Source organism: Erwinia sp. QL-Z3 (assembly GCF_004551645.1).
Lineage (GTDB): Bacteria > Pseudomonadota > Gammaproteobacteria > Enterobacterales > Enterobacteriaceae > Erwinia > Erwinia billingiae.
The window spans coordinates 4,381,912-4,397,576 of record NZ_CP037950.1 but is presented as its reverse complement, the minus strand read 5'-3'; the positions used below and the strand labels follow the sequence as shown (position 1 = coordinate 4,397,576).

Annotated in this window: 12 protein-coding genes and 5 pseudogenes; 9 read left to right on the top strand and 8 right to left on the bottom strand. The window is 50.7% G+C overall.

Annotated elements, in window-relative coordinates:
• Nucleotides 1-19 precede the first annotated feature (19 nt).
• Nucleotides 20-763 carry an SDR family oxidoreductase gene (locus E2F51_RS21090; protein ID WP_134824467.1) on the top strand — a complete coding sequence of 248 codons (744 nt, stop codon included), beginning with the start codon at nt 20-22 and terminating at the stop codon, nt 761-763.
• Nucleotides 764-933: 170 nt separating this feature from the next.
• On the opposite strand, the gene E2F51_RS21085 is transcribed toward E2F51_RS21090, so the two are convergent.
• Nucleotides 934-1,359, bottom strand: a complete 426-nt coding sequence (locus E2F51_RS21085) for an SRPBCC family protein (protein WP_134824466.1) — start codon at nt 1,357-1,359, stop codon at nt 934-936.
• A gap of 218 nt (nt 1,360-1,577) precedes the next feature.
• On the opposite strand from E2F51_RS21085, the gene E2F51_RS21080 reads away from it, so the two are divergent.
• Nucleotides 1,578-1,814, top strand: coding sequence for a helix-turn-helix domain-containing protein (locus E2F51_RS21080; RefSeq protein WP_245174146.1), 237 nt, complete (start codon nt 1,578-1,580; stop codon nt 1,812-1,814).
• A gap of 634 nt (nt 1,815-2,448) precedes the next feature.
• Here E2F51_RS21080 and E2F51_RS21075 read toward each other — a convergent pair.
• Complete coding sequence (locus E2F51_RS21075) at nt 2,449-2,949, bottom strand: GNAT family N-acetyltransferase (RefSeq protein WP_209215456.1); 501 nt, start codon at nt 2,947-2,949, stop codon at nt 2,449-2,451.
• Between the two features lie 297 nt (nt 2,950-3,246).
• Between E2F51_RS21075 and E2F51_RS21070 the strand changes: the two are divergent.
• From E2F51_RS21070 to E2F51_RS21060, 3 genes and pseudogenes are all read left to right on the top strand, one after another.
• Nucleotides 3,247-4,169: pseudogene (locus tag E2F51_RS21070) on the top strand (IS5 family transposase).
• Between the two features lie 53 nt (nt 4,170-4,222).
• Nucleotides 4,223-4,408: pseudogene (locus E2F51_RS21065) on the top strand (helix-turn-helix domain-containing protein); the annotation flags it as partial.
• A 117-nt stretch (nt 4,409-4,525) separates the two neighbouring features.
• Nucleotides 4,526-5,491, top strand: coding sequence for an endonuclease domain-containing protein (locus E2F51_RS21060; RefSeq protein WP_134824465.1), 966 nt, complete (start codon nt 4,526-4,528; stop codon nt 5,489-5,491).
• A gap of 100 nt (nt 5,492-5,591) precedes the next feature.
• On the opposite strand, the pseudogene E2F51_RS21055 reads toward E2F51_RS21060, so the two are convergent.
• Nucleotides 5,592-5,735 (bottom strand): annotated as a pseudogene (locus E2F51_RS21055) (YdgH/BhsA/McbA-like domain containing protein); the annotation flags it as partial.
• A gap of 224 nt (nt 5,736-5,959) precedes the next feature.
• Nucleotides 5,960-6,274 (bottom strand): annotated as a pseudogene (locus E2F51_RS24160) (transposase); the annotation flags it as partial.
• A 114-nt stretch (nt 6,275-6,388) separates the two neighbouring features.
• Between E2F51_RS24160 and E2F51_RS21045 the strand changes: the two are divergent.
• From E2F51_RS21045 to E2F51_RS21035, 3 genes and pseudogenes are all read left to right on the top strand, one after another.
• Nucleotides 6,389-7,027, top strand: a complete 639-nt coding sequence (locus E2F51_RS21045; protein WP_134824464.1) for an NAD(P)H-dependent oxidoreductase — start codon at nt 6,389-6,391, stop codon at nt 7,025-7,027.
• Nucleotides 7,028-7,118: 91 nt separating this feature from the next.
• Nucleotides 7,119-7,250: pseudogene (locus tag E2F51_RS21040) on the top strand (LysR family transcriptional regulator); the annotation flags it as partial.
• A 161-nt stretch (nt 7,251-7,411) separates the two neighbouring features.
• Nucleotides 7,412-8,503 (top strand): mechanosensitive ion channel family protein, encoded by a 1,092-nt coding sequence (locus tag E2F51_RS21035; protein ID WP_013202797.1) that lies wholly within the window; start codon nt 7,412-7,414, stop codon nt 8,501-8,503.
• Nucleotides 8,504-8,579: 76 nt separating this feature from the next.
• Here E2F51_RS21035 and E2F51_RS21030 read toward each other — a convergent pair whose 3' ends face one another.
• On the bottom strand, nt 8,580-9,590 hold the full coding sequence (locus E2F51_RS21030; protein WP_134824463.1) for an AI-2E family transporter: 1,011 nt from the start codon (nt 9,588-9,590) through the stop codon (nt 8,580-8,582).
• Nucleotides 9,591-9,740: 150 nt separating this feature from the next.
• On the opposite strand from E2F51_RS21030, the gene pagP reads away from it, so the two are divergent.
• Nucleotides 9,741-10,298, top strand: coding sequence for a lipid IV(A) palmitoyltransferase PagP (pagP, locus tag E2F51_RS21025; protein WP_134824462.1), 558 nt, complete (start codon nt 9,741-9,743; stop codon nt 10,296-10,298).
• A gap of 2 nt (nt 10,299-10,300) precedes the next feature.
• Here pagP and E2F51_RS21020 read toward each other — a convergent pair whose 3' ends face one another.
• Genes E2F51_RS21020 through E2F51_RS21010 form a run of 3 tightly spaced genes read right to left on the bottom strand, consistent with a single transcriptional unit; the run spans nt 10,301 to nt 15,410 of the window.
• Nucleotides 10,301-11,266 (bottom strand): acyltransferase, encoded by a 966-nt coding sequence (locus E2F51_RS21020; RefSeq protein WP_134824461.1) that lies wholly within the window; start codon nt 11,264-11,266, stop codon nt 10,301-10,303.
• Nucleotides 11,263-14,325: an efflux RND transporter permease subunit gene (locus E2F51_RS21015; protein WP_134824460.1), complete on the bottom strand. Its 3,063-nt coding sequence runs from the start codon at nt 14,323-14,325 to the stop codon at nt 11,263-11,265. Before E2F51_RS21015 ends, E2F51_RS21020 begins: the two co-directional genes overlap by 4 nt.
• A complete protein-coding gene (locus E2F51_RS21010) occupies nt 14,325-15,410 on the bottom strand; it encodes an efflux RND transporter periplasmic adaptor subunit (protein ID WP_134824459.1) in 1,086 nt (361 codons plus the stop codon). Before E2F51_RS21010 ends, E2F51_RS21015 begins: the two co-directional genes overlap by 1 nt.
• Between the last annotated feature and the right edge of the window lie 255 nt (nt 15,411-15,665).

Genomic DNA, 15,665 nt, shown 5'->3' with positions numbered 1-15,665 from the left:
CATCCAAAAGGATAAGAATATGAATCATCTGCAGAACAAAACCGCTGTAATTACTGGTGCGTCATCGGGCATTGGCGCCGCGACCGCGCTGGAACTTGCACGTCATGGTGTGAATATCGTAGCCGCAGCACTGGATCAAACCGGCCTCGATAAGCTGGTAAAGGATATTGAGTCAGCCGGTGGCCATGCCTCCGGTCTGGTGACGGATGTGACTCGTCTTGAAGATACACAGGCGCTGGTAAAGCATGCTACCGATACCTTCGGTACCGTTGATATCCTGATTAACAACGCCGGGCTGATGCTCTTTTCAGCCTGGAGTGACATCGCGTGGGACGACTGGAACAAGATGGTCGACGTCAACATCAAGGGCTATCTGAACGCCATTGCGTCGGTACTCCCGATTATGCTCAGCAAAAGTGACGGCCAGATCCTGAACATGGCTTCTGTGGCAGGCCACCAGGTTGACGCCGGCGCGGGTGTATACAGTTCGACCAAATTCTTTGTGCACGCCATGACGGAATCAATGCGTAAAGATCTGGGCGTGAATAAGGGCATCCGCGTCAATACCATCAGCCCTGGCGTTATTAACACGGGATGGGCTGATAAAGTGAGCGATCCGGAAGGGCGTAAGGTGGCGCAGGAGCTGACAAAAATTGCTATCAGCCCGCAGGATGTGGCAAATGCGGTGGTCTATGCACTCAACCAGCCCACAAACGTGACCGTTAACGATCTCATCGTGTCCCCTACTAAGCAGAACTGGTAAATCAACAATGGCAGCCGGCTGGCTGCCACTTCATCTCTGAAATAAAAGACGTCAGCCTATCGTCGTCAGACCGACGCGGTCTGCAAGGCTCTAATTCCAGCCAGATAAACATCATTTTCCAGCACCCTGCGCATCTCGCTGCATAAGTCCGGTTTGCAGTTAAAAGAGGCTTACCAGACAACATGCGTGTGTCCCGGAGTGCAGGTTGGCAGCAGCTGAATGGTGGAGAGATAATTTTCAACAGGCAGAGGTGCTGTTTCAAAAGAATAGGTCAGCAGGTAAGCTTTGCTGTCTTTACGGATTAATTTTTCGGTTCCCGTGGCTCCGTTTCCAAGGGTTACGCGGCGAACGGCTCCTACAACATCTCCTGTGCAACCCTCTTCGAACTCACTGCTGACTACGGCAGGGTGCCATGCTGACAGAGCGTGAAACTTTTCAATAATGTCCCAGACATCTTCAATATTGCGCGGTATAACCAGCGATGCGACAGTGCTTTCCATGATTCTCTCTTCAATTTGATTACGACCACAAATCTTTTTGTATCGGTCACTATGTAATGTTTTTATATTTTTAGTGACCGATACATAATAAGTCAACTGGATTGTCTCTCAGCCAAATAGTTTGAGTGCTCACAGACGCTGATTTACTGATGATTAATTAACTCAGACCTGATTACTATCTACAACCCTACGCCCGCTTTTCGCTCATAGCTGACGAAGCCCATCTAGAGGGTGCGGTTCGGTAGAATTGGCGTTTTACCGAACGTGATCAGACGGGTAAGCATCAGTCCGCTTTGTGCCAGAAGGAGCTGGGAGTGAAAGCCGGTATGGATGAAGGCTCTGCTAGCGGACGTATGAACCACTATGAAAAAGGGCGCCATGTCCCGGATATCGAAACTTTGCGAAAATTATCAAAAGTGCTAGATGTGCCACTAAGTTACTTCTTTTGTGCAGATGAGTTGAGCGCAGAACTGGTTTGCCTATTTCAAAACTTAAGCGATGAGAAGAAGGAAGAAATGTTAACGTTTCTAAGACATCATAAGAAAGTTTAGGAAGTCTAGACTTGAGGATGTAATCGGCTCTATTGAACCTGCCCCCCGTTGGATAATGGGTAATTCTGAAACTAAAGGTGTAGTGACGTAGTTAATTTGGCCATCTGAATAGATGGCGATATTATGACCGAGCGTAACGCACTCAATTCCAGCTCCGAGTTTCGCCTCGAAACTTCAAAACTTGTTCTCCATCAGTATTACACCTTTGCCGCCGCCAGCTCCGCCTGGAAACTAGTGCGGATGTGTCGAGTTGGCGTTGAACAGTGCGGCTGCTCACGACCACTCTGCAAGAAATCTCGCTGATATTGTTTGTGCGCCCTCGCTCAGCTTACGCACATTGTCGACGTGAGATCGATGAGGATGGCCTGCGCCGACATCGTCTGGTGTTGAACAGGGAAGGCAGGCGGCCGTACTAGAGGGTCTTTTTACATATTTGTGCTAGGGGCCATCTGTAAACGCAAAGAATCCCAAATCAAGCCAAGTTTAGGCATGTAGGAGTTGACGGGTAGCTTTGAAAGAAAAGCGGGCTTATATTCTGGTGATCAAGCATCCTGTCAAAACGGATGCAATGAACTTAGAGGAGGGTTATTTTAATCACATTACTCAATTTGAAAGATAAAAATTAATATTCACGTTATCCAAAATAAGTGAACACAGAAAAATTCACATCAGCATGAATAAAGGTTGCACAAAGCACCATTCCCATTTTCTTATGAGCTTCAATCGAGGAGTCATTGTCATTTCGGATAAAAAGTATACCCTGACGTTTGGGAAGTTGACGTCGTAACTCATCAAACATCATTCCTGCCAGTCCTTTTCCTCTTTCGTCAATGCTGACGCACACTGGCCCATAAAGATAGGCATCATTATTTCCGGTATACACATTTAACATAGATTTGACGATTGGAATATCCGCATTTCTTTTTAAGCTGGCTGACAGTAAAAAACCGACGACTCCGCCCTCCTTTTTAGCAATAATTAGTGGCATTTCCTCTATCATTTTTATTAATTTTTGTTCGGACAATGCAGCAGAAAGCGCGCCACCGTTGCTGGCGAGGTTAGCCTCCTGAAGGGTCATCAACCCACTTAAATCATCTGACGTAGCCACACTGATATTAAACTCGCTATTTCGCATAGTCAATTATCCTTATTAAAAAAATATATAAATATCTGTAGGTTACTTGAATCGAGATGATGCTAATTTTTAATCTCGACAAGTAATACAGTCTGACCTGCTATCCATTTAAAAGTACATCCATGATTTTAGCAATGCTCTCATCTTGCAAAGGGCCGCTGTTACAGCCCTGAAAAATGCAGACTTCGATTGACCTGGATATCTCCAACACGTCATCGACGGCTTTGTTTAATAAATCGAACTTTTGGCAGTAATCAGGATCAGATCACCACATTCCCGATCCTGTAGCGGTATCCCGTGGCAAAACAAAACTTCAAAATTACCAACTGGAACGTTTACAACAAAACCGTCGCCTATCGGGGCTCACTGACATTCTGGCTTGATGAGTCTGCCATTCAGGCCTGGTATGACGAACCCAAAACCTCTTCACGTGGTCGTCCGCAACGTTATTCTGAGCTGACCATTTCAACCGTTCTGATGCTCAAACGCGTCTTTCGCCTCACGCTGCGCGCTGTGCAGGGATTCATTGATTCCATTTTTATCCTGATGAAGCTCCCGCTTCGTTGCCCGGATTATTCCTGCGTCAGCAGGCGGGCTAAGTCCGTCAGCATCCCTTTCAAAAGTACCACACGCGGCGAAATTGCCCACCTGGTTATCGACTCCACCGGCTTAAAAGTTTTCGGTGAGGGTGAGTGGGAGGTGAAAAAACACGGTCAGGAAAAGCGCCGCGTCTGGCGAAAACTGCATCTGGCGGTAGACGCTGATACGCATGAGGTTATCTGTGCTGACCTGTCCCTGAACAACGTGACTGATGCAGAGGCATTCCCGGTACTTATCCGCCAGACACACCGGAAAATCAGGGTCGCTTCAGCCGACGGAGCTTATGACACAAGACGGTGCCACGACGAACTGCTGTGTAATAAAATCTAAGCACTTATCCCGCCGCGAACCCGCGCAGGTTGCTTGCCGCTGAATATGCCGACAGAAATCAGGCGGTTGCCCGGCAACGGCTGACGGGAAGCAATGCGTACTGGAAATGGCACACGGCTTACAACCGACGTTCGGTGGTTGAAACGGCAATATACCGTGTCAAACAGCTGTTTGGTGGGCATCTTACGTTGCGGGATTATGATGCGCTGGTTGGGGAGGCTATGGCCATGATCCGCGCATTAAACAAAAAGGCGCGTGCAGGCATGCCAGATAGTGTACGGATTGCCTGAGGAAGTCAGCGACGAGAGGAACTTTTATCTAAATCCGATATATTAAACAAAGCCCTTCATTACTGAATGAAGAGCAGAAACTAACTGTGATTACACGTATTAACGCCGGGGTCAGCATCAGCTCTATTGCTCGGGAATTTAATACCACCAGGCAAACCATACTCCGGGTAAGGCTGGTCAGCAATAATCCTGATTTCTTAGCTGCTGGACGGTCCGCTATGTGCCAAGAGCGGAAGTAGCTAACAGCACTTAGTGTTGATAACGGGGAGCAGGTCAGAACGGCTATAAAGCTAACAGGACTTATGAGCGTTGCCCGATTATAATAACTTCCTTTTACTCTTAGGAGCTTTAAATATATGAAAAATCCTGTAGGCAGTCCGAAAGCACAAGGCCCGTCTTGGTATAACAAGAGACCACCTTCATATATTGAAGAAGAGTTTACAAAAGAGCTGGGTGAATTTGCTGATTTGATTGAAAGTGAAACTTGGTTTGGCGATAAAGAAAATCATTTTCGTTTTCGAGTCGACTTTATTCTAAAAGACGCTCGCATGATAATTGAATTGGATGGCCATGATTATCACTCATCCAAGGAACAACTAAGAAATGATGCTAAAAGACAACGTTATCTTACTAAGTCTGGCTATACGTTAATTAGGTTCACAGGTAGTGAAATCATACAAGATTGTATTGGTTGCGTTAAAGAGGTGAGCAGTATTTATAAAGAGAGGATGCAAAGAAATCCTGGTAAATACCGAGTGATGTATATTGATTACCCCTTTGTTTGTAAAGTGACTCAACATTTATTGCAATTTCAAAAACAGCTGCAAGCTGATGGACGCGTTCCAATCAGAAATGTTTCTCCTGTTAGCCTTGATGAGCTTATTCCTCATGCGATAGAGTGGCTTCATGAAAAATCGCACATTTCTGTCATTGTATTTTACCCCCCCGAACTTGGGGCCGATATTAAGCATCTGGATGGAATGATCAAAGAGTATAAGAAAGGTGAAGTTGTTATCAGCCTAGTCGAAAATGATCTTTATTCTTTAGAGCTAGGTGACCATCTGATGGAGTTCTCTCACCTGTTTGATGAGTTTATGTTGGTTGGGGATGATAAAGTTTACATAGACCCTCTACGCTCTGTACTTCCTTCTGAACTCACTTTAGATTCAGATGGAAACTACAAATATCTAGCAAATGCAAAGTTACTACGCCTTGGTAATTATGAAACGAATTATGTTGATAGTGATCTTGTCTACGTTCGCTGGCAGCAACTCTATTATATTATTGGAGCCTCCATGGGGTTACCTCTCCAAGATATTTAATATGTTAAAATCATAGGGCGCAATATTCCTTCCCCGCCTCTCAAAACAGAAAAGGCCACCCACAGGTGACCTTTCTGGCACTTCCGTTTGCGACCATCCGTTATTTGTACAATTCAGCGGTCATGTGCACGCGGTTATTGGTGTTCGCTTCGATGATTTTGTACTGAGCGTCTTGTTCATGAGCCTGCGCAGCAACTTGAGCTTCTGCGCCGTCCAGATTATTTGCGTTAGCACTGATGCTCTTGTAAGTATCCCTTCAAAACGGCTCATTCACTTTTAGATATCTTACGAAAAACTAATTTTGTGCGTACGAGGCTAACTTCCGCTGTTCGCTCTTAGCAGCCATTGGCCATTACAAATGAGATTTTCCATAACGTTCTAATTGTACGCACCGCTAAAACAAGCTGGCGGCGTTTCTGACGAATAACCGGTAAAAAGGGTAACAAACCACCCGAAAACCCGCCAGAAACGCGCATTCTCAACCCGCTCATGAACACTCTTCTCGTCATCAAGAGGTAAGGGCTCAGGCCCATCGACATATTTCTCACAGCCAGGTTCCCGGCTGTCGTGCAACACCGTAATCTCTCCCTGAAAATTCTCACAAACCGTGACGAGCGCATGCCTGAGTCGGTAATCCTGTCCTTCTGAGCGGATCTGATACGCACAGGTTTAGTACTGGAACGTCAGATTCCTGGACAACACACGGCGGGGCTGATAGGAGAGAATGTAATTACGTTATTCCGGAGTGTGATGAATTTCCCGATGGACATTACCGCATAGTCTTAATATGCCTCGATTTGCTCTACGCCTTCCGCCTGAATTGTCGTTAGACTGGGGGCGATACAAAGGCTTATAAGCTGCACACCACCCTCAACTCTATCGCGATGGATAAGATTAATGACTAAGATTACCGAGTTTCTTAACTGGCGTTACGCAACCAAAAAATACGATCCGGCGAAGAAAATCCCGGCCGACAAGCTGGAACATATCCTCGAAGCCGTGCGCTTAACCGCGACCTCCAGCGGCCTGCAACCCTTTGAATTGCTGGTGGTGACCAACGCGGAAATTCGCGAAAAAATCAAAGCGGTCAGCTGGAATCAGGCGCAGGTCACCGACTGCTCTCATCTGCTGGTCTTCGCTGCCTGGGACGACATCACCGCCGATCGCGTCAATATGATGTTCGATCTCACCAATGACGTGCGCAACTCGACCAACGAAGGCTGGGAAAACTATCGTCAGATGCTGTTGGGCATCGTGGCGGAACGCGGTCAGGAAGCCAACTATCAGGCCGCAGCCCGCCAGGCCTATATTGGTCTGGGTTCCGCGCTGATTGCCGCCGCTGAACAGCAGGTTGATGCCACCCCGATGGAAGGATTTGATCCGGCGGCAGTGGATGAGATTCTGGGCCTGAGCGCCAAAAATCTGCGCAGCGTGATCATTTTACCGCTGGGCTACCGTTCCGAAGAAGGTGACTGGCTGGTTAACCTGAAGAAAGTCCGCCGTGCTCGCGAGAATTTTATTACCGAAATTAAGTAGTCTTCACGCGTGTATGACTAAGGCTCCTGCGGGAGCCTTTTTTATGGCGTAGGCTGGTACCTGATTGAGGCTGGCGCACGGGCCCGCATTCAGCTGCGCGCGGAGGCCGCAGCATGTCGCCGCCATCTATCCTGACGTGCGGCATCCACCGTTAAATGTGCGGGCGGTGATTGATTACTATGTTGAGGTTTTCGGCACGCCGCTTTGCTGGCAGTTTGAATGAAACGTGATTTCAGCATCGTCACCCCGCTGGTGGACTAATCCGATTAAACGTCATCTTAAATTTCAGTGATTTGCATTTATGCTAACCTTAAATTATCGGTTACTTTTGGCTTTTTTTGAAAAGCCCGTTAACGACATTTTTTCACAGGGTAAGGGAACTGAATGCTAACGATTTTCGGTGAGTTATCTGGTGCGCCAGTATGGGTGCCTGCAGTATTGCTCGTCATTCTTTCACTCGCGCTGGGATTTCTGGCCCGCTTTATCCTTCTCAGGTTCATCCGCTACTGGCAAAGCCGCGACCGGAAGCTGTTTAAATCACTGGAAAAGCATCTTCGGGGATCGATGTTTCTGTTTATTCCCCTGCTGATGATCAATGTCGGGGTGAACTACATTACCATCCAGCCGGAATCACTGGGCTTTATCACCTCCACCCTTAACGTCTTCATTATCCTGTCTTTTTGCTCCATTTTGATTCGACTGACCAACGTGGCGCAGGACATGCTTTTTATCCGCTACGACATTAATCTTTCGAATAATCTTCGTGCCCGTAAGATTCGCACGCAGATTATGTATGTCAAAAAAGTCGCGATGGTCCTGCTGGTGTCATTCTGTCTGACCCTGATTTTGCTCAGTTTCCCTGCCGTGCGAAAATTCGGCACCACCATCCTGGCGGGTGCCGGCGTCGCGGGTATCATCATTGGTTTTGCCCTGCAGAAGTCGCTGATCAATCTGTTTGCCGGCATTCAGATCGCCTTTACCCAACCGATTAAAATTGATGATGCGGTGGTGGTTGAAAATGAATGGGGCTGGATTGAGGAGATAAACCTGACCTATGTGGTGGTGCGTATCTGGGATTTGCGCCGGCTGGTGCTGCCGATTACCTACTTTACCGAAAATCCTTTCCAGAACTGGACGCGTAATAACGCCCAGATATTAGGCTCGGTGTTCCTGTATCTCGACTATTCCATGCCCTTAGAGCCACTGCGCCAGCATTTTGAAAAAATCCTCGGTGAAACCAAACTGTGGGATCAGGAAACCAAGGTGCTGCAGGTGACCGATACGACCGACAAAACCATGACCATCAGAATGTTGATGACCGCACAGAATTCTCCCACGGCCTTCGATCTTCGCTGCTACGTGCGGGAAAGAATGATTGAGTTTGTGCAGCAGAATTATCCGCAAAGCCTGCCGCAGGTGAGAGCAACGCTGACCGATTCGGGGATTGAGAAGCCGAAGGATCAGCCGTCACTCTGAAAATTAACCGGGTGACAGACCGGGCGGTAAGCGGGTTCAGAAGCCATCAGCTGAGGACGCCATCACGCTCCGGCAATCAGGCGCTGTCAGGCGCTTGTCGCAACGCCAGCCAGACTCTGGTCAGCAAAAAGGTCAGGGGGATCGCCAGAATCGCGCCGGTGATCCCGAGCAACGACTGCCAGAATAAAAATGACAGCAGTTGAACGGTGAGTGACAAATTCAGCCGCCTGCCGAGCATCAGCGGCTCCAGGACGGAACTCAAAAACAGATTCAACACCACAAAGAATCCCACGGTGAGCAGGCTGGTTTGCGTATCGGACAGGATAAAGATCTGCACCACCGGCGGGATGGCGGCGAGAAACGAGCCGAGGACCGGCACGTAGTTGAAGATAAACATCAGCAGACCCCACAGGAAGGCGAGCTTCAACCCCAGCAGATGGGCGGCGGCCCAGACAATCAATCCGCCGAGCAGGCCGGTCAGGGTTTTCACCTGCGCGTAAACAATCACGCTTTGAATGCCTTCTTCCAGCGCGGTAAACAGGCGCGAATGACGTTCTTTGGCGCGCAGGAAGGTTTTGAACATCGGCAGCTCATACAGCATAAACAGCAGCATCAGAAAGACCATCAGCCACCATGAAAGCATGCCGGGGATCAGCGAAAGCTGGGTAGCGATAAAACGCACAATGGCGCTGCCATCAATCAAATTCAGCATTTCTTCGTAGGTAAACACAATGCCCATCTGGCCAGGCAAATGCGCCAGCGTTTGTAACCTTTCCGCCACCAGAGCGGGCATCTGGCGGCTGAGCTGCAGCAAATCTGGCGTGGCGGCACTCAGTGACATAATGATAATCACGATCAGCAGCAGCAGGATCATAATCACCAGCAGGGAGGAGATAATACGCGGAACCCGGCGCTTTTCGAGGCCGCTAATAAGCGGATCCAGCATGATTGCCAGAAACATCGCCAGCAGCACCTGATTGATCAGCGGTGCGGCGAGATGCAAGCCAATTAATACCAGCGTCAGGCAAGCCAGCAGAAATAATCCCCGGGCAAAGGGCGTGAAAGAGTCTAACCAACCTGTGAACATCGGTACCCATTCTCCTCGACACAAATGGAACAGGGCAGGCCAGAAATGCCGCCCCGGATAAACAACTATAATACTTACCAGCGGCTCACGGACGGTCAACTCTCGCGTTACACCTGTTTATGCATCAGTTAATTTAACAGAGGAAAAACTATGCGCAGTCTTACTGTGGCGTTGTCTGTGTGCCTGATGTTATTTATCGATCCCGCCTTCGCCAGTAATAGCGTCAGCGACGGCTGGGAATGGTTGAAAGATGATGTTTCCCATACATGGGAACAGCCTGAATACCACGATCTCTATTTGCCTTTTATCAGCTGGCACGCCCGGTTTGCTTACGACAAAGACAAAACTGACAACTATAACGAAACGCCATGGGGCGGCGGCATCGGCGTATCGCGCTTTACCGCAGAAGGTAACTGGAGTGCGCTCTATGCCATGGCGTTTAAGGATTCCCATAATGAATGGCAACCGATGGTGGGTTACGGCTGGGAAAAGGGCTGGTATCTGGATCAGCAGCACGATTTTCGCCTGGGTTTAGGCTTAACCGCCGGGATCACCGCGCGCGATGATTTCGCCAATTATGTGCCGCTGCCGCTGGTTCTTCCGCTTTTCTCCGCTGGCTATAAACGGTTAACCCTGCAATTCACCTACATTCCCGGCACCTATAATAATGGCAACGTGCTTTTCGCCTGGCTGCGTTATGGCTTCTGACCTTACAGTGTGATGACGTTTTTAACCCACGCGATAGAGAGCATTAACCTCGACAGCAGGACCGAAGCGATAAAGGTCACCACCATTAGCATCAGTTTGGTGGCCAGTGAGGTAATCGGAATAAGCACGCTTAACAGATGGAAGACGGAGTAGTGCAGGATATACACCCCGGTCATGGTTTTGCTGATCGCCGCCAGAAAGGATTCTTTTACCGCGGCATTGCGCTGAAAACGCACCTGACTGGCGGCGATGACCAGTACTACCACCAGCAGATAAATTTGTGAGCCGGTGAGAATAAAGGCATTGCGGTCGGCTTTAAATAAGGCAAAGAAAAAGTGCTGCTCATAGAACCAGGTAAAGAGGTAAACAAAGGGCAAGGCGATTGCCGCACTCCGCGCCACCTTTTTACGTTCCATCCAGTCGGCAATGAACGGATCGCACAATAGCTGGCCGGTTAAATAAAACAGCAGCCAGGTCCAGAGCCGGTATTGCGGTTCCAGACTGAAGAATCGCGGGTCAGGCGTCAGAACATACATCAGGTCATAGCCATACGAAAACAGCAGCAGCGCCATCACCAGCGCCAGGAATATTAACCGGTGCTGGCTGAGCCAGTTTAACAGCGGGTGGAAACTGTAGATGATAATAAAAGAGCAGATAAACCACGGCTGAATAAGGTAACCCCGCTGATAGGGCTCCCACAGATAGTAAACCGTCATCCAGAACAGAAACACGATCACCACATTTCGAATCTTGCCCAATTGCCAGCGTAAATCCTGCTTTGATTGCGCATCCATAATGCCGGCAACCACAAAAAATAACGGTGTGGCGATGGTGGATATAAAAGTCAGAAAGGGCAGGATCCAGTGGTAATCATAATCGTAACGGTCCCAGGTGTTATACAGGGTGAAAAAGGTCACCGCCGTCATACATCCCAGCGTTTTAATCACGTTCAGCCCGGTGATATTCATGGGGCGTTCGCGGCACGCTGGCGATGGAAGCAGGCGTAAATCACCGGCAGCACCAGCAGGGTCAGTATGGTCGCAAAGCCCAGACCAAACATAATCACCACCGCCATGCTCTGGAAAAAGACATCGCGCAGCAGCGGAGCCAGCCCCAACACAGTGGTGAAGGCCGTCAGCAATATCGGGCGCAGACGCGAGGTGGCCGCGCTGATAATCGCCTCCTCCTGCGCTTTTAGTTGCTTCTGCTGTTCAATCTCGTCGATAAGCACAATGCCGTTGCGGATTAACATCCCGCTCAGGCTGAGCAAGCCGATTAAGGCCATAAAGCCGAACGGGATACCGGTGATTAAGAATCCCGGCGTCACGCCGATCAGCGCCAGCGGCACCGTCAGCCAGATAGCAATGGCATTTTTCAACGAACTGAACATCAGCACGGTAATCACGAACATCACCAGATAACCCAGCGGCAATGAGGTAAACACCCCTTGCTGCGCTTCACTGGAGCTTTCGGCATCGCCACCCCATTCAATCTGGTAGCCCTGCGGCAGCGGAATGCGATCGATTTTCGGCTTCACGCGCGCCAGGATATCACCGGACGTGTCCTGACTGAGCGGATTCGGGTCGGTCTGGACGGTGAGCACCCGGCTGCGATCGCGCCGCAAAATCAGCGGATCTTCCCATTCAAGCCTGAACGCGCTCACCACGTTACTGAGCGGAATATAGTGTTGCTGGCTTTGGCTCCAGACCAGCACATTGTTGAGATGGTTCGCGTCCTGACGTTCGCGGGTGGGCGGGCGGACAATCACCGGCAGCAGATCGGCCCCTTCACGATACAGCCCGACGCGACTGCCGGAAAAATTCATCTGCAGTGCGCTATCAATTTCCTGTTTATCCACGCCCAGCTCGCGCCCGAGCGCCGGATTATATTGCGGGCGAATAACTTTGCTGCGGTTCTGCCAGTCATTGCGCACGCTGTCGGTTGCCGGGTCGTTGGCCAGGACGTCGCTCACCTGGCTGGCAATCAGGCGCATTTTGTCGGGATCGGTGCCTTTGATTCGCACTTCAATGGCGCTTCCACCGGACGGACCAAACATCACCCGTTTGGTGCTGGCATTGACCTGCGGATACTGTTGGGCGATATAGGCATCAATACGCCGCGACAGGGTGGAAATACTGCGTTGATCGTCCATGCGCACCATAATCTGCGCATAGTTACTGTACTGACGCTGCCCATTGTAGGTAAGGATAAAGCGCATACTGCCCTGACCAATGGTGGTTACCGTTGAGATCACGCCTTTCTGTCCGGCGATCGATTTTTCAATATCGCCGGTTATGTTCTCAGTCGCGTTGATGTCAGTGCCGTAGGGCATCAACAGATCGACAAAGAAAATGGGCGTATTCGCCGACGGAAAGAAGTTCTGCCGTACGGAACCGAATCCCCAAACCGCGCCCGCCAGCAGCACCACCATCAGCGACAGCGTGAGCGTCTTTTGCGTTAACAGGGCGCGCAGGGCGCGCTGATAAAGACGGTAAAAACCGCCAGTATGGGGAGTAACCTCTGCTGATGCCTTTGCCGTCGCCTTCGCGCTAAACAACCACCACTTGATCAGCACTGGCGTAATGGTCAGGGCAGAAACCCAGCTTAGCAGCAGGGAAATTAACAGCACCTGGAACAGCGATTTGCAGTATTCGCCGGTGGAATCCTGCGATAACCCGATAGGGGCAAAAGCCAGAATGGCGATAATGGTGGCGCCCATCAGCGGGAAAGCCGTGCGGCGGATAACGAAATTCAGGGTCGATGCGAGCGACGTATTTTGCTGGCGGGCGAGCAGCACACCTTCGACAATCACAATGGCATTATCGACCAGCATGCTGAGGGCGATGATCAGCGCGCCCAGCGAGATACGCTGCAACTCAATACCGCACAGATACATGATTAGCAGCGTACCGAGCACATTTAGCGCCAGTGAAAGCGCGATGATAATGCCGCTGCGCACGCCCATAAAAATCAGCAGCACGCCGACCACAATCGCCAGCGCCATCAGGAAATTGGTAATGAAGCCATTGACCGAATGCGCCACTTCCGCCGCCTGGTCATAAAACACGTTAAGCTGAATGCCCGCCGGTTTTTCCGCAGACATTTGGTGCAGCCGGGCTTCCAGCGCTTTGCCCACATCGATGACGTTGACGCCGGGGATAAACGACACCCCCATAGTCACCGCCTGGCGTCCGTTAGTGTGATAAATGCTGGAGGGCGATTCACTGAGTCCGCGCGACAGCGTGGCGATATCGCGCAATCGGGTGGTGGCCGGCGCACCGACCGGACTGACCAGCAACTCGCCCAGTTCGTCGATATTCTGAAACTCGCCGGTCGGATGCAGACGAATGCTTTCCGTTCCGGAGGTGATTTCCCCTGCGCTGGAGACCACATTCAGGCGGCTGAGCACGCCCGAAAGCTGAGTGAGGGTGATGCCGCGTGCGGCCATCATCGTCAGGGAAACATCGACATTAATTTGCTGCGGGATCGCTCCGCCAATCGCCACTTTGCCAACCCCCGGCACCAGCACCAGCTCGCGGCGTAACTGTTCGGCGTACTGAACCAGCTCCGGATTACTGAAGCTGTCGCCAGAAATGGCAAAGAAAAAACCAAACACGTCCCCAAAATCATCATTTACAAAAGGCGGGGCGACGCCGGAAGGAAAGAAGCGCGATGCATCACCGACCCGGCGGCGCATTTCATCCCAGATTTGGGGCAATTCATTCGAGTGGTAGCGCGAGGCAATATTCACCGTAATTTGCGACAGGCCGTTGGAGGAGATCGAACTGACATTGTCCAGATAGGGCAGTTGCTGTAGCGCATTCTCCAGCGGCAAGGTGACTTCCTCTTCCACCTGCTGGGCGGAGGCACCGGGGTATTGCGTCAGGACAACCGCGGTTTTAATGGTAAAGGCGGGATCCTCAAGACGGCCAATATTGAGCAGGGCGAAAATGCCGCCGATGCCCAATAACAGAATGGCCAGCCAGACGCGAATGGGGTTGTCGATAAACTGCCGGGAGAGATCCATTACAGCCCCCGCTCACGCGTCCAGATACGCACCGGCTGGCGGGCATGCAACTCATTTACCCCGGCGGCGACCACGCGTTCTCCCGCATGGAGTCCGGCGGTGATCACCACACCCTGAGTGGTAACCTCACCGACGCTGACTTTACGATCTTCCAGCACCAGCTGGTTATCGGCTTCCTGTACCACCCAGACATGGGCGTCATTGCGCTGGCTGTTATCCGGATTGAATACCGCTTCGACCGGTACGACTAACGATGCGTGACCGACGTTGGCCGGCAGATTTGAGAGATTAATGGTGACCGTGCCACTGACGCCGCCCACCGCAGGGAAATCAGCGGGGCGCGGCATCGTCAAAATAACCTGCCAGGTCAGGGAACCGCTGCTACTGCTGCCGGTGTGTTCTTTATAATCGGCCTGAAACTCCCGGTCGGGCAGGCTATTGATGCGCACCCGCGGGCGATAAGCCATATTGCGCATATCCAGCGCGCTAAACAGGTTTTCAGGAACGTTAAACACCACGTCGAGCAGGTCGCTGCGGGTCAGAATAGCTACCACCTGACCCGCAGCGACGACCTGATGATTTCGCACGTTAACCAAGGCGGCCACCCCACTAAACGGCGCGGTCAGCGTCATCTGACTTAACTCTTCACGGGCGATCTGCAACGCGGCATTCGCCGCATCCCGGTTTGCACGCTGAATGTCCATATCCGCCTGGGAAACTGCCTGTCGGCCAGAAAGCGTTTGGAAACGGGCAAACTGGCGCTGAGCAAGGGTTGCGGCAGTTTGCCGTTCATTGACGCGCTGCTGCGCTTCACGCGCGGTCAGCCTCGCAAGTGTCTGACCCTGCTCAACGCGAGCCCCCTGACGAAGTTCGAGTGATTCAATCTGCCCGGCACGTTTAAACGACAGTTCGGTCGAGTCGCCGGACTCGATCCGCGCCGGGAAGAGACGTTGTTGCGTTTCGCCGGACGCAATAACCTCGACAACTTTAACCATGCGTGGCAGTGGGGCAGGTTGCGGTTTTTTCTGATCGCAAGCGGTTGTTATAAAAATAATAATGGCAACCAGGAAAAAATATTTAGTCACTGTTTCACCCTCAGCAACAACGATTTAATCGCAAACGCGTCGAATTATTTAATTGCCAAGCATAGAAACCACCACGAAAGTGAATAGTCCTACGGCCGAGCAGGTGATGATCGCAAAGATAACATACAGGCTGAGGCGGAACAGGCTTAAGCCATACATCATTACCTCCATTAATCATGGCTATATGAAAATTACGGCATAGCGAAAAAGATGAGTGCGGCTAATAAGCCTGTTGGGTCTGAGATGAGACTAGGT